18 protein-coding genes and 1 other RNA gene are annotated in these 22,119 nt (G+C 42.3%); 9 read left to right on the top strand and 10 right to left on the bottom strand.

The window, feature by feature from the left end; all coding sequences use genetic code 11:
* The first annotated feature begins 358 nt into the window (after positions 1 to 358).
* Both ABFX33_RS24445 and ABFX33_RS24450 read left to right on the top strand, forming a co-directional pair.
* Complete coding sequence (locus tag ABFX33_RS24445) at positions 359 to 1,552, top strand: DUF5009 domain-containing protein (RefSeq protein WP_346088825.1); 1,194 nt, start codon at positions 359 to 361, stop codon at positions 1,550 to 1,552.
* A gap of 95 nt (positions 1,553 to 1,647) precedes the next feature.
* Entirely contained in the window at positions 1,648 to 2,694 is a 1,047-nt protein-coding gene (locus ABFX33_RS24450) for a glycoside hydrolase family 18 protein (protein ID WP_346088826.1), read from the top strand.
* A gap of 140 nt (positions 2,695 to 2,834) precedes the next feature.
* Here the strand turns inward: ABFX33_RS24450 and ABFX33_RS24455 are convergent, their stop codons facing one another.
* The 4 genes from ABFX33_RS24455 to ABFX33_RS24470 form a co-directional block, all read right to left on the bottom strand.
* Positions 2,835 to 3,986, bottom strand: coding sequence for a Gfo/Idh/MocA family protein (locus tag ABFX33_RS24455; protein WP_346088827.1), 1,152 nt, complete (start codon positions 3,984 to 3,986; stop codon positions 2,835 to 2,837).
* Between the two features lie 20 nt (positions 3,987 to 4,006).
* Positions 4,007 to 5,065 (bottom strand): sugar phosphate isomerase/epimerase family protein, encoded by a 1,059-nt coding sequence (locus tag ABFX33_RS24460; RefSeq protein WP_346088829.1) that lies wholly within the window; start codon positions 5,063 to 5,065, stop codon positions 4,007 to 4,009.
* A gap of 62 nt (positions 5,066 to 5,127) precedes the next feature.
* The gene (locus ABFX33_RS24465) at positions 5,128 to 5,700 is read right to left on the bottom strand and encodes a gluconate 2-dehydrogenase subunit 3 family protein (RefSeq protein WP_346088831.1); all 573 of its coding nucleotides are present in this window, start codon (positions 5,698 to 5,700) and stop codon (positions 5,128 to 5,130) included.
* Between the two features lie 4 nt (positions 5,701 to 5,704).
* Complete coding sequence (locus ABFX33_RS24470) at positions 5,705 to 7,384, bottom strand: GMC oxidoreductase (RefSeq protein WP_346088833.1); 1,680 nt, start codon at positions 7,382 to 7,384, stop codon at positions 5,705 to 5,707.
* Between the two features lie 229 nt (positions 7,385 to 7,613).
* Between ABFX33_RS24470 and ABFX33_RS24475 the strand changes: the two genes are divergently transcribed.
* On the top strand, positions 7,614 to 8,462 hold the full coding sequence (locus ABFX33_RS24475) for an AraC family transcriptional regulator (protein ID WP_346088835.1): 849 nt from the start codon (positions 7,614 to 7,616) through the stop codon (positions 8,460 to 8,462).
* A 45-nt stretch (positions 8,463 to 8,507) separates the two neighbouring features.
* On the opposite strand, the gene ssrA is transcribed toward ABFX33_RS24475, so the two are convergent.
* The 3 genes from ssrA to ABFX33_RS24490 all read right to left on the bottom strand — a co-directional run bounded on the left by ssrA (position 8,508) and on the right by ABFX33_RS24490 (position 11,894).
* Positions 8,508 to 8,875: a transfer-messenger RNA gene (ssrA, locus tag ABFX33_RS24480) on the bottom strand.
* Positions 8,876 to 9,074: 199 nt separating this feature from the next.
* Entirely contained in the window at positions 9,075 to 9,557 is a 483-nt protein-coding gene (locus ABFX33_RS24485) for a hypothetical protein (RefSeq protein WP_257087657.1), read from the bottom strand.
* Positions 9,558 to 9,863: 306 nt separating this feature from the next.
* Positions 9,864 to 11,894 (bottom strand): M3 family metallopeptidase, encoded by a 2,031-nt coding sequence (locus ABFX33_RS24490; protein ID WP_346088836.1) that lies wholly within the window; start codon positions 11,892 to 11,894, stop codon positions 9,864 to 9,866.
* A gap of 95 nt (positions 11,895 to 11,989) precedes the next feature.
* Between ABFX33_RS24490 and ABFX33_RS24495 the strand changes: the two genes are divergently transcribed.
* Positions 11,990 to 12,517, top strand: coding sequence for a hypothetical protein (locus ABFX33_RS24495; protein ID WP_346088837.1), 528 nt, complete (start codon positions 11,990 to 11,992; stop codon positions 12,515 to 12,517).
* Between the two features lie 118 nt (positions 12,518 to 12,635).
* Here ABFX33_RS24495 and ABFX33_RS24500 read toward each other — a convergent pair whose 3' ends face one another.
* Entirely contained in the window at positions 12,636 to 13,841 is a 1,206-nt protein-coding gene (locus tag ABFX33_RS24500) for a pyridoxal phosphate-dependent aminotransferase (protein ID WP_346088838.1), read from the bottom strand.
* A gap of 212 nt (positions 13,842 to 14,053) precedes the next feature.
* Here ABFX33_RS24500 and ABFX33_RS24505 point away from each other — a divergent pair, with 212 nt between their 5' ends.
* From ABFX33_RS24505 to ABFX33_RS24520, 4 genes are all read left to right on the top strand, one after another.
* On the top strand, positions 14,054 to 15,043 hold the full coding sequence (locus tag ABFX33_RS24505; RefSeq protein WP_346088840.1) for a cation diffusion facilitator family transporter: 990 nt from the start codon (positions 14,054 to 14,056) through the stop codon (positions 15,041 to 15,043).
* A gap of 148 nt (positions 15,044 to 15,191) precedes the next feature.
* Positions 15,192 to 16,982: a translation elongation factor 4 gene (gene lepA / locus ABFX33_RS24510; protein WP_346088842.1), complete on the top strand. Its 1,791-nt coding sequence runs from the start codon at positions 15,192 to 15,194 to the stop codon at positions 16,980 to 16,982.
* A 69-nt stretch (positions 16,983 to 17,051) separates the two neighbouring features.
* On the top strand, positions 17,052 to 17,939 hold the full coding sequence (locus ABFX33_RS24515; RefSeq protein ID WP_120262020.1) for a bifunctional 5,10-methylenetetrahydrofolate dehydrogenase/5,10-methenyltetrahydrofolate cyclohydrolase: 888 nt from the start codon (positions 17,052 to 17,054) through the stop codon (positions 17,937 to 17,939).
* Between the two features lie 150 nt (positions 17,940 to 18,089).
* A complete protein-coding gene (locus ABFX33_RS24520) occupies positions 18,090 to 18,611 on the top strand; it encodes a hypothetical protein (protein WP_346088844.1) in 522 nt (173 codons plus the stop codon).
* Between the two features lie 332 nt (positions 18,612 to 18,943).
* Here ABFX33_RS24520 and ABFX33_RS24525 read toward each other — a convergent pair whose 3' ends face one another.
* Positions 18,944 to 19,816 carry a serine hydrolase gene (locus ABFX33_RS24525; RefSeq protein WP_257087665.1) on the bottom strand — a complete coding sequence of 291 codons (873 nt, stop codon included), beginning with the start codon at positions 19,814 to 19,816 and terminating at the stop codon, positions 18,944 to 18,946.
* 155 nt (positions 19,817 to 19,971) lie between these two features.
* On the opposite strand from ABFX33_RS24525, the gene ABFX33_RS24530 reads away from it, so the two are divergent.
* Positions 19,972 to 20,514 (top strand): DUF1543 domain-containing protein, encoded by a 543-nt coding sequence (locus ABFX33_RS24530; RefSeq protein ID WP_259183692.1) that lies wholly within the window; start codon positions 19,972 to 19,974, stop codon positions 20,512 to 20,514.
* A gap of 108 nt (positions 20,515 to 20,622) precedes the next feature.
* On the opposite strand, the gene ABFX33_RS24535 is transcribed toward ABFX33_RS24530, so the two are convergent.
* Positions 20,623 to 22,107 (bottom strand): amino acid permease, encoded by a 1,485-nt coding sequence (locus tag ABFX33_RS24535; protein ID WP_346088846.1) that lies wholly within the window; start codon positions 22,105 to 22,107, stop codon positions 20,623 to 20,625.
* Positions 22,108 to 22,119 lie beyond the last annotated feature (12 nt).

Raw genomic sequence — 22,119 nt, forward strand, 5'->3', positions numbered from 1 at the left:
ATCCGCTGGTAAAAAGAGGCTACACGAAACGTAACGTGGGCAATGCGCTTTTCAAAATGTTGTGAGATGAAGGCATAATTCCAGGAAACTTGTATGATAAAAGCAAAAATTACACTAATTTGAACAATTATTTCTCTTGAATATGATATAATATGCTCATCTTAGGGTAAGCAAATAGTTGTTCTGTTTGCTAAAAATTATAAACCTGAATGCGAACGGAATCGCGTAGGCGTATTTTAAGCGACCGAGTCCTGCATTTTACAATTCCTTAAAGTAGCTGAGTCGTCTGTGGCAGAATTGGGTAAACGGGACGTTTTGGGCTATGACAGCTGATTTGCTTTGGATTTATCGTATCATTATGGATCAACAACAACCTAAACAATTAATTCGAATTCGCTCAATGGATGTCATGCGGGGTATGACTCTATTTCTCATGTTATTTGTCAACGATTTATTTGCGCCCGGTGTCCCAGAATGGCTGCTGCATACCAAAGCGGATGTCGACGGTATGGGGCTGGCAGATTGGGTTTTTCCGGGATTTCTTTTTATGGTGGGCATGGCTGTACCATATGCTGTCGCTGCCCGGGAGAAGCTGGGAGAATCTCCTCGTCTGATTTTTGCGCATATTGTCACCCGTACCGCGAGTTTAATCCTGATTGGTGTCTTGATTCTGAACGGTGGACGTGTGGATGCTTCATTGACGGGTATGTCTGGTTTTTGGTGGCTAGGATTGTTGTATCTCTGCGTATTTCTGATCTGGAATAGGTATCCTACTACTGCCGGCAGTCAGACCTTATTTAAAGGGATGCGCCTGGTCGGGGTATTGGGGATCTGTTATTTGGTTTACTGTTTTAAAGCTGCAGAGGGTAAAGGCTTGGAGATCGGTTGGTGGGGAATCTTGGGCTTAATCGGCTGGGGTTATTTTGCTGCTGCTACTACTTTTGTGTTAAGTCGGGGAAGGCTCTCCATTGTAGTATGCTTTTGGCTGCTGTTTCTTGTCCTAAATATTCTGTCTCAAACAGCATTCAAATTGCATATTCCGATCATCGGGAACTACCTGAATGTGCTGTTATCGGGTAATGTACCTTGCATTGTATTGGCCGGAACAATCATTGGCATCTTGATAAAACGGTATGCTGCTACACCTAAGCTACTTTTACGTTGGATGCTGATTATTGGAATACTTTGGTTACTGGGTGGGTTTGCGCTGCGCCCCTGGTTTATATTATCCAAAATTCACGGTACGCCAAGCTGGGCATTGCTCTGTTGTGGCATCAGCCTGCTCTTACTGCTTGTTATCTACTATGTAATAGATATCCGGAAATACCATAAAGGAATATTCGTTTTCGAGGAAGCCGGAAAGAATTCTTTGACAACCTATCTTGCGCCAGATTTAATTTATTTCATCTGTTGGGGATTGCAGATTCCTTTGTTTTTCTATAAGCAATCGGATAACATGCTTCTTGCTGTTGGTGGTTCGCTGCTATGGGCTTTCGCCATGTTGTGGTATGCTATTTTACTGAAAAAGATAAATATCTATTTAAAACTTTAATAGAAGACGGATCGTTGTCCGCTTATTCTTTTGTTAAATGGATAGCGGAATTTGGCTCAATATCGGTGCTATTTATATTGAATATTATGATGTGTATGAAATCTAAAAATGTTATAAACCCCCTCAAGTTAATAACCCTTAGCTTTACAGCAATAGCCTTATTGTTAATGACGCTTAGTCCACAAGGGAGTTGTGCACATGGGAAAAATAAAAAAGTGGTGATTGCCTACGTTACATCCTGGTCAACAGTGATGCCGGATCCGACTTACCTGACCCATATCAATTATGCATTTGGGCATGTCAATGACAGTTTTGACGGAGTGCGTATCGACAATGAAGCCAGATTAAAAAGTATTATAGCGCTGAAGAAAAAGCATCCACACTTGAAAGTATTGTTATCCATTGGTGGCTGGGGAAGTGGTCGCTTTAGTGAGATGGCTGCTGATGCCGTTAATCGGGGGAAATTTGCCAAGGATTGTGAACGGCTTGTAAAAGAGTTTAAACTCGACGGCATTGATATTGATTGGGAATATCCAACGAATTCTTCCGCCGGTATTTCTGCGACGAAATCAGATACCGAGAATTTTACCTTATTGATGCGGGATATCCGGAAGGCTATCGGTAAGAAAAAACTATTGACACTCGCTTCGGTATCAAGTGGTCAATATATTGCTTTTGATCGGATAAAAAACGATGTAGATTTTGTGAACATCATGACTTACGACTCAGGGAATCCACCGTATCATCATGCGAGCTTGCATCGTTCTCCCTTATCGGGGCGCACGACCTGCGCTGAAGCCGTCAAGGCACATATTGCCGCTGGAATGCCTGCCGAAAAATTGGTGCTTGGTATTCCGTTTTACGGACGGGGAAATAAAACGGATATCAAGGGGTTTATAGACTATAAGGATCTCCTGAATTTACAGGGCTTTGAACAGAAATGGGATGATGAAGCGAAGGCCCACTATCTGGTCAATGCACAGGGAGAATTGGTACTGACTTTTGAAACTCCAGAATCCATTGCCTTGAAATGTGATTATGTGCATGGACAGGGCTTACTGGGGGCGATGTATTGGGAATATGCCGGTGATACCGAAGGCGGGGTGTTACGGGATGCGGTGTACAAGGGGATTATACGTTGACATAGGGCATTCCAATATTAAAGCCTTTCAAAAAGAACCTGGAAAACCGAAATTACTGACCTGTTGCAAGACTCCTTACTTGATGACGCAGTAATTTCGGTATTGAATCGACTTTCATGTCGATGTCCCTATGGACTTGATCATAGGGGAGTCCATTTTTGACTGGACTGTCCAGAAGCTATTACCGTTTCGATAAATTTCATGCCCCTTGTTCCATCTGCGACGGTAGGGAAATCCAGCATGGCCTCCGAGGGACGGGTGCCGTTTATTTTTGCAAGAATTGTAGCTGAAAAATTCCGATAGATATTGGCAAATGCTTCGATGTAACCTTCCGGATGTCCAGCGGGTAAGCGGCTGTTGTGCTGAGCTAGAGGACTGAGATATTGTTGTCCTGCACGAAACAGTTGTGCCGGTTCGTTAAGCGGTTTCAATAGGAGGCTATTGGGCTCTTGCTGGTTCCATTCCAAACCGGCTTTTTCTCCATATATCCTTATTTTTAAAGCATTCTCTTCGCCTGCCGCTACCTGTGAGGCAGAGAGTACGCCGGTTGCATCATTTTCAAATCCCAGCAGGACATTACCGTCATCTTCCAGTCGTCTTCCTGCTACGACTGTACGAAGATCAGCACAGACCTTGGTTATTTTTAAATCGGAAATATATTCAGCGAGATGAGCGGCATGTGTTCCGATATCTCCCATACAGCTGCTTAGTCCCCCTTTTTCAGGGTCTGTTCGCCAGGCGGCAAGCGGGGATTCGTTTTCGATCAATGTGCTGAGCCAGCCCTGTGGATATTCGACCATGATTTTACGGATAGTTCCAAGCTTGCCTTCGCGGACCAACTGACGTGCCTGTTTGACCATCGGATAGGCCGAATAGGTATAGGTGACGCAAAGTAGTAATCCCGATTCATTGACTTTCTGCTGTAATAATTGGGCTTCCTGCAGGGAGAAGGTCATGGGTTTTTCCAGGAGCACATGAAATCCATGTTCAAGAGCAAGCATGGCGGGTTCAAAATGGGCAACATTGGGGGTGACAATACTTACAAAATGCATCCGTTCGTCAGGGGGCAACTGACTTTCGCGCAGGATCATTTCCCTAAAATTTGTATAGATTCGATCCGTCGGGAGCGAAAGCAGCTCTCCGGACTCCTGCGCTTTAACGGGGTCAGAACTTAATGCGCCGCAGCATAGTTCGACCTGTCCATCTATCCCTGCAGCCATACGGTGCACAGCGCCAATAAAAGCATTCTTGCCACCGCCTATCATGCCCATCCTGATTTTTCTGATTTCCATAGTAACTGTATTTTAGGCTATTATTCTGATAAACCGATCAATTTTCTATTCAAGTCATCATCGCTACCAGCAGCAGCAAAATTGTCGAATGCGCGATCGCCTACCCGGATAATGTACTCTTTGATATGCTGTGCACCCTCGCGAGCGCCGTCTTCTGAATTTTTAAATGCACATTCCCATTCCAGGACTGCCCAGCCCTGAAAATCATATTGTGTCAACTTGGTGAAAATTGCTTTGAAATTGACCTGTCCATCCCCAATAGAGCGAAAACGGCCAGCCCTTGCTTGCCAATCTTGATATCCACCATAAACACCTTGACGACCAGAAGGGTTGAATTCAGCATCTTTTACATGGAACATTTTAATCCGCTCGTGGTAGATGTCGATGAATTGCAGGTAGTCGAGGCATTGCAGGACAAAGTGCGATGGATCGTATAGAATATTTGCTCGTTTGTGGTAATTTACTTTTTCTAAAAACAGATCAAAGGTAACGCCGTCGTGCAGATCTTCACCCGGATGAAGCTCATAACAAAGATCGACATCGTACTGTTCACAGATATCCAATATGGGAAGCCATATTTTGGCGAGTTCAGTGAACCCTGTCTCGATCAGATTGGCGGGACGTTGCGGCCAGGGGTAAACATAAGGCCATAGAAATGCACCGCTAAAGGTTGCGAGGGCTTTCAAACCGAGATTATGGGAGGCTTTAATCGCATAATGGAGCTGCTGTACAGCCCATTGTTGTCGCTCTTTGGGATTATTATGCAGCTCTTGTGGCGCAAATGCATCGAATAATGGATCAAAAGACGGATGCACAGCGATCAGTTGCCCTTGGAGATGTGTTGATAGTTCGGTGATCTCCAGTCCATAGGATTGTACGGTAGACTGGAGCTGCAGTGTATAGTCTTTGTCTTCAGCAGCTCTTTGAAGATCTATTAAGCGCGCATCCCAAGTAGGTATCTGGATACCTTTGTAGCCGAGGGAAGCTGCCCATTGGCAAATACCTTCCAAGGTATTGTAGGGTGCATTGTCACCGGCAAATTGTGCCAAAAAAATTGCAGGTCCTTTAATTGTTGTCATAAATCTCTTTTTTAGGTGAAAAGGTTCCTTTTGTGGAACCTTATATCCGTAAGTTCGTTATTTTAAGCCCAGGAACGATCCCCTTTTTTATAAGGCACATCCCCTTCGTATCGACCTGGCGCCTGATTGTATCGCAGCGCCTGTTTATGGCCTATTTCCGAAGAGAAATAGCCTAGTAGTGTTAATTGCTTAAACATGGTATAGTAGTGATTGGGTAAATCTCCTTTTTGGGACATATACTCTTTTGCCTCTTTATCGATTGCTGTGAGAAGGCTAAGCCTTTGCTCAGCCGTGGCTTCCACGAATCCCAGCTTATGCATTTTATTACAGGCCGCATCCAAGTTGTCCATTCCTTCAAGAAAGACCCGTTGATCCGGAGCTTCATAACAATCGTTCACCATGACCTTCATAAATGAGCCGACTTTGGCTGCTTTGGCACCCGGGCTTTTGGGGGTAGTTGGAAGTATGGTGTCTGCTACTTCGTCCAGGAATGCGATTTGCTGGGGAGTTAAATTGAGGCGTTCCTTAAGGTCGCTTTCTTTGTTGGAACTGCAGCCAGTCAAAAAAGCATTGCCACCAATCACGGCTCCGCCTGTAAGCAGGGCAATCATCTTTAAAAGTGTTCTTCTTTCCATGGGCTTAGCTATTATTTTTCTTGAGCTCATTGACGGCATGGTCTACGGCCCGTGCAGTCAATGCCATATAGGTCAATGATGGATTTTGGCATCCCGATGAAGTCATGCAGGCGCCATCGGTAACATATACGTTGGGACAATCCCAAACCTGATTCCACTTGTTGAGTACCGAGGTTTTGGGGTCGTGTCCCATTCTCGCGGTTCCCATTTCATGGATACCGTGTCCCATGGCATGACCACTGTCCCAGGTGTTTACATTTTTTACACCTGCGATAGTAAGCATCGCTTTCATCTCTTCCTGCATATCCTTTCGCATCTTCAACTCATTGTCTTTCAGTTCAGCGTCCATCGCCAAAACAGGCAATCCCCATTTGTCCTTGCGATCTTTATCCAGTGAGATTTTATTTTCGTGATAGGGGAGTATCTCTCCAAAACCTGTTGCGCCGATAGTCCACTGACCGGGTTCAGTAAGTGCGTCTTTAAAGTTGCCACCTATATTGAGTTCGGCAACCTCCTTGCCCCAACCTTCACGGCTGGCACCGCCTTGGTAACCGAAGCCACGTAGGTAATCTCTTTTGTCACTGCCAATATTGACAAATCGGGGAATATAAAACCCATTGGCTCTTTTGCCGAATATATAGCGATCTTCATAGCCTTCCACTATTCCGGAAGCACCGATGTTGTAATGATGGTCCATCACATTATGACCCAACTCGCCGCTGCTGCTCCCCAAACCTTCGGGCCAAATGTCCGTTGCGGAGTTAAATAAGACCCAGGTGCTGTTGAGGGTCGAAGCACATAGAAAGACCACTTTACTCTTGAATTCATAGGTTTGGTTGGTCTCGGTATCTAAGACCTCAACACCAGTGGCCTTTTTGGTATTTTTGTCATAAAGTATCTGCCGAACCAGCGAATAAGGCCGGACGGTCAAATTACCTGTTTTCATTGCGGCAGGTAAGGTAGAGGACTGGGTGCTGAAATAGCCTCCAAAGGGGCATCCTTCCCAGCAACGGTTCCGAAATTGACATTTTGATCTCCCAGGGATCAGGGCTGTAAGGTTTGCAACCCGCCCAATGATCAGGTGCCGCTTGTCCCCATATTCTTGTTTAATTCGTTTGGCCACATCTTTTTCTACGCAGTTCAACTCCATGGGGGGTAGGAACTGTCCATCCGGAAGGTGTGCAATATTTTCTAGGGATCCGCTGATTCCGGCAAATTTTTCGACATGGTCATACCAAGGAGCGATATCATTGTAGCCTATGGGCCATGGCACGGCAATCCCATCCCGCTCATTGGCTTCGAAGTCCATTTGGCTCAGCCTATAGGATTGTCTACCCCATAAGGTTGATCGTCCTCCCATGCGGTAGCTGCGCCACCATGTAAAGGGTTTCAATTCGGTATAGGGACAATCTTCTTCATTTACCCAACCATCCATGACCGCTTCTGAGGCTGCCCAGCCACGGTGGATAACAGGATATTTTTTTTTCTGTTCTACGGTTGTGCGTCCGCGGTGTGGGAGATCCCAGGGTTCCCGTAGTGCAGATTTATAATCTTTGACATGCTCGTAAGGGCTGCCGCGTTCGAGCATCAGAACTTTTAATCCCTTTTCACAAAGCTCTTTTGCGGCCCATCCGCCACTGATGCCAGAGCCAACGACGATGGCATCATAGGTATTATTTTCCATACTTGGTTATCGTTGAAATTGAGTTCATAATTTTATTTCGGTTTATTCTTATGCGATAGCCGCATACGCTTACATGTGGTTCCCTTGTCGTAAGATAAATTTACAGCATCAGCTGAGCATCTTTCAACCGCTATTTGGGTGAAAAAATATGCTATCTTGCTATTTGTTGTGTTTATAATCGTATATTATGTGTTCAGATAGCAGATGTATTCGTTAGCAATAATTTATCATGAAAACACTGATCCAGAAAATACATGTCGAAGAACAGTATTCTTTCGCTTGTCGAACGTACAGGACGCCCACTTTTGAAACAGCTTGGCATAGGCATCCTGAGTGCGAGCTGATTGTGATCACAGAAGGTAATGGAACAGCACTTATTGGTGATTATATCGGCGATTATAAGCAGGGAGATGTATTCTTCCTCGGTTCGGATCTGCCGCATTGGTTCCGTAAATCCAGGCAGGATGCGGTTGGTAGTGCAATTGTTGTTCATTTCCTCAAGGACTTTTGGGGGACGGGATTTTTGGCGCTGCCCGAGATGCATGTGATCGCTGGATTGTTGAAAAATGACAGCACGGGAATCCAGCTTATTGGAAATCTTGCAGCGGAAATTGATCTCATGATCCGCAAAATAGAAAATACAGAGGGGCTTGAACGTATTCAGTTATTATTGAACTGTATGGAACAGATTGGATCGTCCGAAGAGCATAAGGTGATTACGATGGCTTTTGATACGATTGCCGGTAGAGAAGGAAACATCGTTATAGAAGCGATAATAGACTATTCTTTTAAGAATTTTTTAAATCCTATTTCACTCGAAGAGGTTGCTTCCAGCACCAATATGTCTGTTTCGGCATTTTGCCGTTTTTTCAAAAAGAACATAAAAAAGAGTTATTTTGATTTTATCAAAGAACTCCGGATCGGTCATGCCTGCAAACTATTACGCGATACAGATCGGCCTATTTTGGACATCTGCTATAATAGCGGCTATAACAGCTGGGCACATTTTAGCAAACAATTTAAGGTGGTGACAAAGGCATCTCCGCTAAAATATAGAAAACAGTTTCGTACGGGATAGTGTTTTAAAAAGAAAAGCCATACTCAATGTTGAATATGGCTTTTCTAGTGGAGCTGGAGAGATTCGAACTCTCGTCCAGTCATGGTACTGTATACGCTTTCTACATGTTTAGCTTCTCTTTGATTGTCGAGCGAGGGAAGGTGAGTCGCTTACCTATACCGTACGCCGTAGTTGCTGTTTCTCACAAGTGCTTAGCAACATCACACTTGCCAGTTCTATCGTTCGATGCCCCGAATGTTAAACCAAAGAACAGGATCTAACGGGACAAATAGCTATGTTAAGTCTAACTTAAGCAGCTAAGGCGTAGTTTTCTTCGCCAGTTATAATTCTGAAAGTTCAGATTAAAGTGCTCTACTAACAACGCACTACATGCTTACATAACCGTCTCCATCCTGTCAATTCCGGTCAACCCCAATTATGTTTTACAAAGATACAGCTTTTTTGATGATAAATCAACACAGACAGCTTTTATTTGGGGAAGACCCTGATAAAAATAGCCGCAAGGTGTCATGTGCTCAAACTGTAGCCCGAATAACGAACGGGGCTTGGGCTTCAAACTTAATTGTTGTTTAATGATAAATTTCGATGTTATGGGGCCTGCTGCCGCAAAATTTAAAATGAAATATTGATCTTATTTTCACCCTGAACTGGATCGTCTTCTTTCGTTGTGAATTTGCTTAAGGTTATTTTCTTTCCACCAATATCACAGACAAATGTATCTGTCCCATCATCGACTATCTTTCCTTTTTCCTGATAGAATGCTTTCACCTTTTCAAAGGAATCGGCTGTAAACAGAAATAGGTCTCCAGCTGGATTATCCGTTTGATCGGTGGAAAAGTTGTAATAGGTGATTTTACCATTGGGATACATGGGAATCAGTTTGCAAAGTACATCCGGAGCGGTTTCGGTAACGGCATCCCTAAAATAATAGTCCATCCCACCTTTGTCGTTCGGAGTACCTTTGGCAGCTGAACTATCTTCCATATAATTGATCAATAATGCCAGGCTAATCAATACAGGGAGGCCAATTAAAATGCATTTGAAGAAAAATTTGCGCCGGTTTTTATCACGTAATAAAAAGTTGATTTCACTCATGGTGTTGGGCTGTTTGGATTGATCCTAATTTCTATCTTTTTGAAGAATTAATAAATGGTGAATATAACAAATTCTTTATGATTTGTTGTAGTCAGTTGCGTCAATCGTATTATGGAGGTGAAAAGGGATCTTTTAGGAACAAACTAGGGGTAGTGGAGCAAATTGTAAGGTAGTTGATATTCCTTGTAATTAGAAAAGAATAAGATCCAAATTCGGAATCGAACTTGGACCTTATTTAATCATTGGATGGATTTTCAAAAAATATCATTGCCGTCAATCACAAAGATTGACTTTTGATACCGCCTTTTATTTAAGTAATCCTGCTCGTTTGAGTAGGGGCTCGACAGACGGTTCCTGTCCTCTAAATCGCTTATAGAGCACCATTGGATGTTCTGTTCCCCCTTTGGATAAGATGTTGTCCTGAAATTTATGGGCAATATCAGCGTTGAAAATGCCATTTTGTTTGAAATAATCAAACGTATCTGCATCCAGTACTTCGGCCCATTTGTAGCTGTAGTAGCCTGATGAGTAGCCGCCATTAAAAATATGGGAAAAGGCTGTGCTCATCGCATTCTCTTTCACATCGGGGTACAACTTGGTGGATGCGAATTGTCCATCTTCGAATGCTTTCAGATCAGCAATGGCACTTGGGTCTTGTCCATGCCAGCCCATATCCAACAGGCCAAAGCTTAATTGGCGCATTGTGGCCATTCCTTCCAGAAAAGATGCACTCTCACGGATTTTTTCCACCAGTTCCATTGGGATCACTTCTCCGGTTTCATAATGTTTGGCAAACAATTCCAAGGCTTCTTTTTCATAGCACCAGTTTTCCATTACCTGACTTGGTAACTCAACAAAATCCCAATAGACCGATGTGCCGGATAGGGTCGGATAGATGGTATCTGCAAGCATGCCATGGAGGGCGTGACCGAATTCGTGAAATAGGGTTGTTACTTCCTGAAAGGTCAATAAAGAAGGCTTAGTCGCTGTCGGACGGGTGAAATTGCATACGATAGATACATGCGGACGTTGTTGTTTACCATTTTGCACATACTGAGGTTTGAAGGATGTCATCCAAGCACCATTTCGTTTCCCTTTACGTGGAAAGAAATCGGCGTAGAAGATCGCTACTAATTCACCATTATCTTTGGTGACCTCAAAAGTCTGAACTTCTTCGTGATAGGTTTCAATGTCGTTGACTTCTTTGAAATTGATACCAAATAGTCGGTGGGCAACCTCAAATGCACCATGCAACACATTTTCGAGCTTAAAATAGGGCTTCAGCTTTTCGTCATCCAGATTAAAACGTTCTTGTTTTAGTTTCTCCGCATAGTAAGCGCCATCCCATTTTTCAAGCTGCTCGATACCATCCAGTTTCTTGGCGAAAGCACCTAATTCAGCAAACTCATGCTGTGCTGCCGGTTTTGCCTTTCCAAGCAGATCGTTCAGAAACTCGGTTACTTTTGTTGGATTTTGTGCCATACGCTCGGCTAACACAAAATCTGCATGGGTTGCATAACCTAATAATTTAGCGCGTTCAAAACGTAGTTTTACGATTTTCAATACATTTTGAACGTTGTTGTACTCATTGTCCTGAAAGGCCTTGCGCCCCGCAGCCAGGGTGATCTCCCGACGCAATTCGCGGTTATCGGCATAAGTGACGAAGGGCAGATAACTTGGGAAATCCAACGTAAATAACCAGCCCTCTTTTTCGTTGGCCTTAGCTAATGCCTGGGCTGCTTCAATGGCTCCCTCTGGAAGTCCCGCCAGATCTTTTTCTTCGCTAACCAGCAGCTGATAGGCGTTAGTCTCAGCAAGAACATTCTCCCCGAATTTTAATTTTAAAAGCGATAGTTCGGCATCAATCGCACGCAACTGTTCTTTCTGCTCATCATTCAACAACGCTCCATTGCGAACAAAATCTTTGTAGGATTTTTCCAATAATGTGGTTTGTTCTGTGGTAAGTGACAGTTGATCTTTCTGATCGTAAACCGCTTTTACGCGTTTGAACAAGTCGAAGTTTAGCGTAATGTCATTGCCTAAAGCGGATAATTTAGGGGCAACATCCTGTGCTATCTTTTCGAGTTCATCATTGGTCTCCGCAGAATGGAGATTGAAAAAGATACTGGACAACCTGTCTAAGGTCTGTCCGGAATAGGACATCGCTGCAATGGTATTGTCAAATGTAGCTGCGTCAGGATTGTTGACAATGGCGTCAACTTCATCTTTTGTTTTTTGAATTGCTGCATCAAATGCAGGGATATAATCTTCGTTTTTTATCTGTGAAAACGGAGCCGTATCGTGCTTCGTTTTGAATTTTTCTGTTAAAATACTCATAAAGGTAAATGTAATAAATATTTGGCTGAAGCGCCAAAATCATTGTGAATTATGTGCTATGGATGATATTTCCCAAAAATGGGTATCTTCGAAGCATGAAATTGAAATCTATTTATCTGCGGATGTTAGCAATCGGACTAGTCCTGATCATGACAATGGAACTGCATGCGCAGCAGAACTGTGATTCCCTGAAAAAGGAGGTACCAGCGTTCTGTAAGCTTTTGGATGACGATGCACGGGGGGAGTTCCCAAAAGATTATGCGAAGATCGCGACCTGTATCGAGATTGATTCTGTCACGGAGATGCTGCTGGGTTATGATATGGTCAAGATGAAAGCCTTACAATTGCAAAAGGTAAAAAATAGGCTTTTCACTTATGGTGACTGGATGGATATGGTGGGGGAATTGAAAACAAGTATGGAATACCGCAATGCGGTCCAGATGATGGCCTTGATTCAGCACAAGATCAATCGTGCGGACTGGGATCAATTGTTGAAGTTGATGAAAGAGAGTGTGTTACCTAGTCATCTCGAGGCTCTTGAGCTAGATAAGGTAGAAAAAATGCTTTTTGATCCGAAAAATAAGGGTAAGAAATTCATTGAGGTGATGGAGCATATCAAATAAAAGAACGTATTTGAATATACCGTTGTGGAAAATACAGCGAGATTGATACAACTGGGATTGATAAAAAAATGGGCTATCCAATTTTCTTGGATAGCCCATTCAGTATAGGGTGTATTGATTATGCTAATTTGCCTAATGCTCCTTTGATTCGCTTTAATGCTTCGATCAGACTTTCGTCAGAAGCAGCATAAGATAAACGAATGTAGTTGTCATTACCAAAAGAGTCACCGCCTACGGTTGCAACGTGACCAACATTCAATAAATATAAAGCGAGATCAGATGAATTTTTAATGATATTGCCATCTTGGTCTTTTTTGCCGAAGAAGGATGAAATTTCAGGGAAGAAATAGAAAGCACCTTCTGGAAGATTGGTGCGTACCCCTGGGATATCACTCAAAAGATCGTAGACCAATTGACGACGACGTGCAAAGGCTTCTTTCATCTTGTTGACTGACTCTAATCCTTGTTCGTATGCAACAATACCTGCACGTTGTGAAATCGAGCAAGTACCTGAAGTTGTCTGGCCCTGCAATTTATCATTTGCCGCCGCGATAGTTTTGTTGGCCGCAATATAACCCAAACGCCAGCCTGTCATCGCAAAGGCTTTTGAGAAACCATTGATGATAATAACACGGTCTTTGATGCTGTCAAACTGTGCAATGGATTCGTGTTTGTCCACAAAGTTGATGTGCTCATAGATCTCATCAGATAGAATGAATATCTGTGGATGTTTCTCAAAAACTTTAGCCAATGCAGCTAGTTCATCTTTACTATAAACTGTTCCAGTTGGATTGTTTGGTGAAGAGAACATAAACAGTTTGGTTTTTGGCGTAATGGCCGCTTCCAGTTGCTCAGGTGTAATCTTAAAGTTATTGTCGATCTCTGTATTGATAAATACTGATTTTCCCTCTGCTAAAACAACCATCTCCGAGTAGGATACCCAGTATGGTGTAGGAATAATCACCTCATCACCTGGATTGATCAACGTTAGGATCACATTAGATAGGGATTGTTTTGCTCCTGTTGAAACAACGATCTGCGAAATATCATAGTCCAGATTATTCTCTGTCTTCAATTTATTCACAATCGCCTGACGCAATTCAGGATATCCGGGTACTGGCGAATAACGTGTCCAGTTTTCATCCAGGGCCTTCTTTGCTGCATCTTTTACATGTTCAGGCGTGTTAAAATCAGGTTCACCTACGCTAAGGCTAATTACATTAACGCCTTTTGCTGCTAATTCGCGGCCCAACTTGGTCATTTTAAGTGTAGCCGATTCGGACAAATTATTTATCCTGTCTGATAAGTATGATGATGTGCTCATGGTAAGACAAAGATATTATATACGTCGCAAATAATTGTCTTTATTTTTGAAAATTTACAAAGAAAAGGACTGTTTTTATTGGCGCTTTGGTAACAAAAAGCGCTTGAAGCGATTTAGCCAACAAATATTGACATCTTTGTGCTATTGATGTGTAAAACTAATCAATTTGATTTGGCGTTATATCTTTACCTTTGCCCTACAAAATACAGGTCATGTCGAGACAAACAAGATTGGTTTTATTATCCCTGTTTACGGGAATAGGCTTAATGATCATTAAGTTTGTTGCCTATTTTTTAACAGATTCCAGCGCCATCTTTACAGATGCTGCCGAGAGTATCGTCAATGTTGTGGCCTCAGGTTTCGCATTTTATAGCATTTACCTTGCTGCACAACCTAAAGATGAAAACCATCCTTATGGACATGGTAAAGTTGAGTTTTTCTCTGTTTTCCTTGAGGGCGGACTGATCTTTATCGCTGGTGCGATTATTTTGGCAAAAGCCTGTTACAATATCTTTTTCCCGGCAGAAATTACGCATCTCGAACAAGGGATCTATTTGATCGGAATTACTTCGCTAATCAATTTTGCTGTTGGGTTTTATATCATGAAAAGGGGGCGTGCCCTAGGATCCATTACTTTGGTGGCCGATGGTAAGCATCTGCAGGTGGATGCCTATAGTACAATCGGCTTGATATTGGGTTTACTTCTGATGAAGCTAACGGGATTCCAATGGATCGACGTGGTGATTTCCATTATATTGGGCCTTTTTATCTTATTCAACGGTTACAAATTGCTTCGGCAGTCTATCGGTGGTCTGATGGATGAATCGGATACCGAGCTTGTGCAGGATGTGGTGGCTATTTTGGAACGTAATCGTAAGGCGGAGTGGATTGATGTGCATAATCTTCGGGTGCAGCGTTATGGCAACGAACTGCATGTGGATTGCCATCTGACCTTACCCCGTTACCTTGATTTAGTGAAGGTACACGATGAAATTTCGGCAGTCGATAAGATTGTCAATAAGGAAATGTCTGTTCGCACCGAGTTTTTTGTACATGCAGATCCTTGTCTCCCACAATGTTGCCGTTATTGCCAGGTGACGGACTGTCCGATACGTTCGGAACAATTTAAAAATAAGATCACCTGGGATATGGATAAGGTGACACGCAACCAGAAGCATTTTTCCTACGCGGTAGCCGAATGAAAATAAAAAAGCTTTCTGGTTGTGGCTCATGGCTATTGCGAATCTTTTCGTCCTACCTTATTCCACAAACGAAAAATATACTTGATTCTATAAATATGTATAAAAAAAGGTATCTTTGCCTTTTAGCAAAAGAGTTTAAAAATCCTATATGAAGCACATTCGTAATTTCTGTATTATTGCGCATATTGACCATGGCAAAAGTACTTTGGCAGATCGCCTTTTAGAGTATACCAATACCATCAGTCAGCGCGAAGCACAGGCACAATTACTTGATAATATGGATTTGGAACGTGAACGTGGTATTACGATCAAGAGTCACGCCATCCAAATGAATTATAAAAAAGATGGTCAGGAATATATCTTGAACCTGATTGATACTCCTGGACACGTTGACTTTTCATATGAAGTATCCCGTTCTATCGCTGCCTGTGAAGGGGCGTTGTTAATTGTGGATGCATCACAAGGGATTCAGGCACAAACAATTTCAAACTTATATTTGGCTTTAGAGCATGACTTGGAAATTATCCCGATCTTAAATAAGATGGATCTTCCGGGGGCGATGCCTGAAGAGGTGAAAGATCAGATCGTGGATTTGATCGGTGGTGAACGTGATGCAATTATTCCTGCTTCTGGAAAGACAGGTCTTGGCGTTCCAGATATCCTGGAAGCCATTGTTGAACGTATCCCACATCCTGTAGGTGATGCTGATGCACCGCTACAGGCCTTGATTTTTGACTCTGTATTCAACTCATTCCGTGGTATCATGGCTTACTTCAAAGTTGAAAATGGCGAGATCCGTAAAGGGGATAGAGTAAAATTCGTTGCGACTGGCAAAGAGTATTTTGCGGATGAGATCGGTACCTTGAAGCTCAATCAAGTGCCAAAAGAAGTCATCAAGACAGGGGATGTAGGTTATATTATTTCTGGTATCAAGGAAGCACGTGAAGTGAAAGTAGGGGATACCATTACCCATAAAGACCGCCCTTGCGGTGCGGCAATCCAAGGATTTGAAGAGGTGAAACCAATGGTCTTTGCCGGTATCTATCCTGTGGATACCGAAGACTACGAGGAATTGCGTGAATCAATGCACCGTCTGCAATTGAATGATGCTTCTTTGGTGTTCGAACCGGAGTCTTCAGCAGCTTTAGGTTTTGGTTTCCGTTGTGGTTTCTTGGGTATGCTCCATATGGAGATTATTCAGGAACGCTTGGAAAGAGAGTTTGATATGACGGTAATTACTACCGTGCCCAACGTATCTTATAAAGCCTACATGACAAAGGATAAGGAAGAAGTGATTGTACATAATCCTTCAGACTTGCCCGATCCAAGTAAATTGGATTCGATTGAAGAACCATATATCAAAGCTAATATTATCACGAAATCGGATTTCGTGGGACCGATCATGTCTTTGTGTATTCAAAAACGCGGTACAATCATGAATCAGCATTACCTAACTTCGGATCGTGTGGAGTTGGTTTTTGAGATGCCAATGGGTGAGATTGTATTTGACTTCTATGACAAGTTGAAAACTATTTCCAAAGGTTACGCTTCATTTGACTATCATCAGATCGGTTACCGTACTTCGGATTTGGTTAAATTGGATATCCGATTGAACGATGAACCTGTGGATGCCTTGTCTTCTTTGATTCACCGAAGCAATGCCTATGATTTTGGTAAGAAAATCTGTGAGAAACTGAAAGAACTTCTCCCTCGCCAGCAATTTGAGATCCGTATTCAGGCTTCTATCGGGGCGAAGATCATCGCACGTGAAACGATCTCCGCTTTGCGTAAAGATGTAACCGCAAAATGTTATGGTGGTGATATCTCGCGTAAACGTAAATTGTTGGAAAAACAGAAAAAAGGTAAAAAACGCATGCGTCAGGTTGGGAACGTAGAAATTCCGCAATCTGCATTTATGGCTGTATTGAAATTGGATTAATAACATTTTAAATTATATAAAATAAAGGAGCTCTTGGGCTCCTTTTAAATACAATCAAATCTCCTAAACATGAATCTATTAGATGGTAAACTAGTTTCCGAAAAAATCAAAGAACAAATTGCGTTGGACGCGGCTGAATTTACAACGCAAACTGGCCGTAAACCGCATTTGGTGGCTATCCTTGTTGGTAATGATGGTGGTAGTGAGACCTATGTAGCCAGCAAAATGCGCAATTGTCAATTGGTCGGCTTTGAATCTACAAATATCCGTTACGATGAAAGTATCAGCGAAGAGGAATTGATCGCTAAGGTCAAAGAAATCAACAAAGATGATACGATCGACGGTCTGATCGTTCAATTGCCTTTACCAAAACATATCGATCCGGACAAAGTTACCGAAGCAATTGATTATCGCAAAGATGTGGATGGATTTCACCCGATCAACTTGGGGCGTATGCAACGTAATCTTCCTTGTTTTATCCCAGCGACACCTTATGGGATTATGTTGATGCTTGATTATTACAAGATCGAGACAGCGGGTAAACATGCAGTGGTGGTAGGCCGAAGCAATATTGTTGGTTCGCCGATGAGCATCTTATTGGCTCGCAATGCCAATCCCGGAAACTGTACTGTTACGTTAACACATAGTCGTACGAAAGATCTTAAAACTGAGGTTTTGCGTGGTGATATTGTCGTGGCTGCTATCGGTAGAAAGAATTTTGTTACTGCAGATATGGTCAAAGAGGGAGCTGTGGTAATTGATGTAGGTATCAATAGAGAAACATCTACTGAAACAAAATCTGGGTTTAAATTATATGGTGACGTGGACTTTGAGCATGTGGCACCTAAAGCTTCCTGGATTACTCCGGTACCGGGCGGTGTGGGTTTAATGACCATCGTTGGATTATTGAAAAATACATTGGAAGCGGCGAAGGGAACAATTTACCCAAAACAATAAGTTTTTCTATTTGGCATAGAAGTTGTAAATTGAAGACTAGTTAATCATATAATTACAAACTTACATGAAACCATCATGCAGTGAATAGACTCCAAAAAGGATAGATATAAGCTCTTGATGACTTCTTGCCATTAAAAAACAAATATTCTAATGAAAAAAATTGCACTTTTAGCAGTAGTAGCGGGAGCATTGGTAATGTCTTCTTGCAATAATTCGGAGAAGAAAGCGTCAGACGCTACAGATACTGCACAAACAGTAGGTGAGCATGTAGATGCAGCAATAGCAGATTTAAAGAACGCTGAGGAAACTGCGCGTTTGAAAGCTGAGGAAGCTAAGAAGGCCTTAGATGAAGCAATCGCCAAAGGTGATAAGGCTGCAGAAGAGAAGGCCCGTGCGGCTTCGGAAGAGGCTAACACAGCTTGGGAGAAAACTAAAACTGCATTGCGTGATGCTGGTCAGGACGTAAAAGAAGGTTTGAAAGATGCGAAAGATGCTACGGTAGATGCAGCGAATAAAGCCGCCGATAAAACTAAGGATGTGGCAAAAGATGTAGCGGATGGTACTAAAAAAGTGGCTGGTGACGTTGCTGATGGTACTAAAAAGGTAGCTAAGGATGTTGCATCCGGTACAAAAGAAGCTGCAAAAGATGTGAAGGATGCTTTTAAAAAGTAAATGACAATAATGGCCGCAAAGCCAGAAATGGTAGTGATTTGTTGAAAAACTAATTCGCTTATTTAAGAACATAAAAAACGGAGACTGTTTCAGCCTCCGTTTTTTATGTTCTTTTATTTGTATTGACGGTCATTAATGATCAGCTTTTGGAGCGGATATCACCGCGACGTGCCGACGTTGGAGGGACGCTAATCGTCATTACAGCAGCATATCCAATATTATTATCAGCCTACAACTATATGCTGTCATTTGAATCAAATTTAGCGCTACCAAAGGATCATATCATCGTTGTGCTGCGGTGCAGGCAGGCTTAATCAATCGGAGCACACAAATTATTTGCCGTAGTAATCCCACAGTAATTTGGAGAGATTGCGTGTCAACACTTCTGCAGCATTGGTTTTACCCCAGCTCTTATCCTGATTGTTTTTGGTGAATATGCTGAATACATAGTCGCCCTTAGGTGCGTTGACCAAAATCACTTCGTTACGTACATCATCCAAGGAACCAGTTTTAGAGGCTGCCTTGACTGTCGCAGGAATCTGGGAAAGCGCTCTTTCATCATAGAACATATTGCCCAGAAAACGATACATCCGATCCGAAGATTTTACTGAGACTACTTTTCCCTGACGGATCAAAGTTAGGAGATCTGCCATCTCCTTGGCTGTCGTCTGCCCCCAACCGTATTTTTCCCAATCAGCTTTTCTTCCTTCGGTTTGTGAATTGACACGTGTATGCTGTAATTGAAGATCGCTCATCAACTTGTTGATCGCTATGCCACCACCAGCGAGCTTTTGATTCCAGATGCTTGTTACATTGTCGCTATAAGAGAGCATGAGGGCGACCAGTGTTTTGAGATCAACCTTGCTGCTGTCCTTAAAAAATTGCATCAGACCCGAGCCACCATACTTTTGACTTTCACGATAGACATACTCTTGGTCTAACTGTAACTGTCCTTTTTCAATTTTATCAAAGATACCCACTAAAATCGGGATCTTGACAACGCTTGCGGTAGGAAAGATGCTATCGGCTCCGATGTTGACTTCCTTGTGTTTCTTTAGGTCATGCACATAGATACCTACTTCTCCCTGAAAACCCTGAATAAGCTGTTTTATCTGTTTTTCAAGTTTTTTATCTGTACTTCGTTTTTGCCCGAAAGAATACAAAGACAGGAATAGTAACGTAAATGATAGGAAAATTTTACTCATAGTCAGGTCTTTATCTGTATTAAATGTGGTGGATAATCGTTATTTTTATTGTTTAATGGGCTTAAGTTATGAAATATCCATGATTGGAAAGCACAAACACTGATGAAAATAACCTGGATATTCCATATAGCCATTCAAAGACAGATTATTTGCATATGAAATTATTTATGATTTTGATCGGTTGTAAACCGAAAAATAGACGTACAGAACAGCATGATATCTTTTTTGGAATCGGTAATGAACTGAAGGATTTTATAGACCCAATTAAAGATTTCTGGCCTGATGCCGATGGTAAAATTCATATTGATGCTTACCGTGTGGTTAATAAAATCGGAGAGTATGAAATTAAGGTGGTAGAAAAAAATAATTCTACAGTGTCGGATACAGAGTTGAAATTATTTTTTGTCAACCTGGGGGGCTATAAGCCAAATGAGTTTGATGAATTTCATTACAAGGAACTGATTGTTGCCCCCAATTTGGCTAAAGCAACAGAGAAGGCGAAACGCACCGTTTTTTGGAAGCACCATAGTACAGCTCATATTGATGATAAATATGGGTTGGATGTAGATGATATTTATGAAATAGAAGATCTGTTGCTTGATGCAGATAAAGTAAAATATCATATTCAGATTGTTCCCAAAACCGGGTTGAAAGAAGATGTAATTGCAAATGGCTATTTTAAGTTGAGCGCATTATAGCTTATTTGGCATGCGAATTCAAAAACAAATAAACAAATCGGGCTTCTTTTTTAAGAAGCCCGATTTGTTTATTTGGAGACAAGTATCAATAGATCGTGTTTGTCTCTATTATTCTATACCTTGTTGATCTCGGTGTTGTTTGCGGATAACACTATGCTTTTTACCGTAGACGAAGTAAATCAATAGGCCTAGAGCCAGCCAGATTGCCAGACGTTCCCAACTTTCGATAGGTAGTGAGGCCATCATCAGTACACAGACAATGATACCCATAACTGGAACAAAAGGAACTAGAGGTGTTTTGAATGGACGTTCTAGATTGGGATCGGTTTTGCGGAGTACCAATATACCTACACAAACCAATGTAAAGGCAAATAAGGTGCCTATACTCACCATGTGGCCAAGGTCGGAAACAGGAACAAATCCAGCGAAGATACTTACGAATACCATAAAGATTGCATTTGTTTTCCAAGGAGTCTGTCTTTTGGAAAGATCAGAAAATATTTTTGGAAGCAAGCCATCTTTACTCATGGAATAGAATACCCGGCTTTGTCCGAGTAACATGACAAGAATAACAGATGTATAACCTGCAATAATCGTAATAATTAATGCTGTATTCAGAAAATGATATCCTGTTTTCGCAAATGCTGTGGCTACTGGTTTGGCATCGCCTTTAAACATGGTATAATTTTCAATACCTGTCATTACGTAAGAGAACAATACATAAAGAAGGGTACAGATAACCAATGATCCGATGATACCAATTGGCATTCCTTTTTTCGGATTTTTCGCCTCTTGGGCAGCCGTACTTACAGCATCAAAACCAATGAAAGCAAAGAATACGACACCTGCTGCACGCAATACACCGCTGATTCCAAAATGACCGAAGTCATCGCTCTTTAGAAAAGCCCAAAAGCCTAGCTGTCCATTTTTGACCATCTCCTCACCAGCATTTACTGGGATAAAAGGATCGTGGTTTGCGGGGTTGATAAAGCTCCATCCCAACGCAATAAAAATCAATACAACGCCTACCTTTAAGATCACTAGGATATTGTTTACGCGTGATGATTCCTGTGTTCCACGCATTAATAGCAGAGAAAGCAAACATACGATAATGATGGCTGGTAAATTAACCATACCTCCTTCCCAGGGGCCTTTCAGCAGTGCGTCGGGTAGATGGATGTGAAAAATCATCAGGAGCTGATTAAAGTATTGCGACCAACTGACGGCTACGGTGGCACCCGCTAGTGCGTACTCCAATACAAGATCCCATCCGATGATCCAGGCAACGAATTCACCCATAGTTGCGTAAGAATAGGTGTAGGCGCTCCCAGCGACCGGAATCATGGATGCAAATTCGGCGTAACAGAGACCTGCAAAGGCACAACCAACGGCAGCGATAATAAAAGATAAGATAACAGCGGGACCAGCATTCTCTGCAGCTGCAATTCCGGTTAGGGAAAATAGTCCTGCTCCAATGATAGCTCCAACGCCTAGCGCAATTAATCCGCCACTTGTTAATGTTCGTTTCAGTGTATGTTCACCATTTTCATTTGCCTCAGCAATCAGTTTAGGAATCGATTTTTTAAATAGCATAGGATTAATTCT

This window comes from Sphingobacterium ginsenosidimutans (genome assembly GCF_039536865.1).
Classification (GTDB): Bacteria; Bacteroidota; Bacteroidia; order Sphingobacteriales; family Sphingobacteriaceae; genus Sphingobacterium; species Sphingobacterium detergens.

Excerpts from the sequence above, each read along its gene's own strand:
- ABFX33_RS24445 (WP_346088825.1), top strand. The coding sequence starts at position 359 with ATGGATCAACAACAACCTAAACAATTAATTCGAATTCGCTCAATGGAT.
- ABFX33_RS24450 (WP_346088826.1), top strand. The coding sequence starts at position 1,648 with ATGAAATCTAAAAATGTTATAAACCCCCTCAAGTTAATAACCCTTAGC.
- ABFX33_RS24455 (WP_346088827.1), bottom strand. The coding sequence starts at position 3,986 with ATGGAAATCAGAAAAATCAGGATGGGCATGATAGGCGGTGGCAAGAAT.
- ABFX33_RS24460 (WP_346088829.1), bottom strand. The coding sequence starts at position 5,065 with ATGACAACAATTAAAGGACCTGCAATTTTTTTGGCACAATTTGCCGGT.
- ABFX33_RS24465 (WP_346088831.1), bottom strand. The coding sequence starts at position 5,700 with ATGGAAAGAAGAACACTTTTAAAGATGATTGCCCTGCTTACAGGCGGA.
- ABFX33_RS24470 (WP_346088833.1), bottom strand. The coding sequence starts at position 7,384 with ATGGAAAATAATACCTATGATGCCATCGTCGTTGGCTCTGGCATCAGT.
- ABFX33_RS24475 (WP_346088835.1), top strand. The coding sequence starts at position 7,614 with ATGAAAACACTGATCCAGAAAATACATGTCGAAGAACAGTATTCTTTC.
- ABFX33_RS24485 (WP_257087657.1), bottom strand. The coding sequence starts at position 9,557 with ATGAGTGAAATCAACTTTTTATTACGTGATAAAAACCGGCGCAAATTT.
- ABFX33_RS24490 (WP_346088836.1), bottom strand. The coding sequence starts at position 11,894 with ATGAGTATTTTAACAGAAAAATTCAAAACGAAGCACGATACGGCTCCG.
- ABFX33_RS24495 (WP_346088837.1), top strand. The coding sequence starts at position 11,990 with ATGAAATTGAAATCTATTTATCTGCGGATGTTAGCAATCGGACTAGTC.
- ABFX33_RS24500 (WP_346088838.1), bottom strand. The coding sequence starts at position 13,841 with ATGAGCACATCATCATACTTATCAGACAGGATAAATAATTTGTCCGAA.
- ABFX33_RS24505 (WP_346088840.1), top strand. The coding sequence starts at position 14,054 with ATGTCGAGACAAACAAGATTGGTTTTATTATCCCTGTTTACGGGAATA.
- lepA (WP_346088842.1), top strand. The coding sequence starts at position 15,192 with ATGAAGCACATTCGTAATTTCTGTATTATTGCGCATATTGACCATGGC.
- ABFX33_RS24515 (WP_120262020.1), top strand. The coding sequence starts at position 17,052 with ATGAATCTATTAGATGGTAAACTAGTTTCCGAAAAAATCAAAGAACAA.
- ABFX33_RS24520 (WP_346088844.1), top strand. The coding sequence starts at position 18,090 with ATGAAAAAAATTGCACTTTTAGCAGTAGTAGCGGGAGCATTGGTAATG.
- ABFX33_RS24525 (WP_257087665.1), bottom strand. The coding sequence starts at position 19,816 with ATGAGTAAAATTTTCCTATCATTTACGTTACTATTCCTGTCTTTGTAT.
- ABFX33_RS24530 (WP_259183692.1), top strand. The coding sequence starts at position 19,972 with ATGAAATTATTTATGATTTTGATCGGTTGTAAACCGAAAAATAGACGT.
- ABFX33_RS24535 (WP_346088846.1), bottom strand. The coding sequence starts at position 22,107 with ATGCTATTTAAAAAATCGATTCCTAAACTGATTGCTGAGGCAAATGAA.